1 protein-coding gene is annotated in these 448 nt (G+C 51.1%); it reads right to left on the reverse strand.

The genetic code is table 11. The annotated features are described in order from the left end of the window. Positions 1 to 246 (reverse strand): hypothetical protein (locus B3H30_RS18075; protein ID WP_286834750.1); only part of this gene is annotated, 246 nt, incomplete at its 3' end. Between the last annotated feature and the right edge of the window lie 202 nt (positions 247 to 448).

The following is a 448-nucleotide window of genomic DNA, read 5'->3' on the forward strand; positions in this document are numbered from 1 at the left end:
TATAGCTGCAAAAGAAGGTATTCCGGAGCGCTGAGTTCTGCGATCTTTTACGCTTGTTCCCGTCCATCTGCTGCGCCTGTGCGCACCGTCTTCAATTGGGCATTGAGGCGAGCGGGCTACCATAGTGATCCCGAGCTTAAGCAGATCGATCAATACACTGTCCATCCATGTTTCCGCTGCAGAGCCTGTATCAAGTCCCGGTTCCGCGGATGTCCGTGGTGCGATCCAATTTTCAGGATCATCCATGTTTCCCCCGCAATGTCCAGGTTAGATCCCGGTTCCCGTCCCTATCCTGTGCCGGATCCGGCGTTCCCAGCCTTCCGCCCACCTGTTTTACAAAAAGAATCTCGCACCGTTACAGGTAGTTAAGGGGAAAATGAAATAAATAAGAACAAAAGGCTTGGAAGTTTGTTAGTAAACTCCCTATCTTTTCACCACTCCGCAAGGG

The sequence above is a fragment of the Sphingobacterium sp. UBA7038 genome (assembly GCF_002494055.1).
GTDB lineage: Bacteria > Bacteroidota > Bacteroidia > Sphingobacteriales > Sphingobacteriaceae > Sphingobacterium > Sphingobacterium multivorum.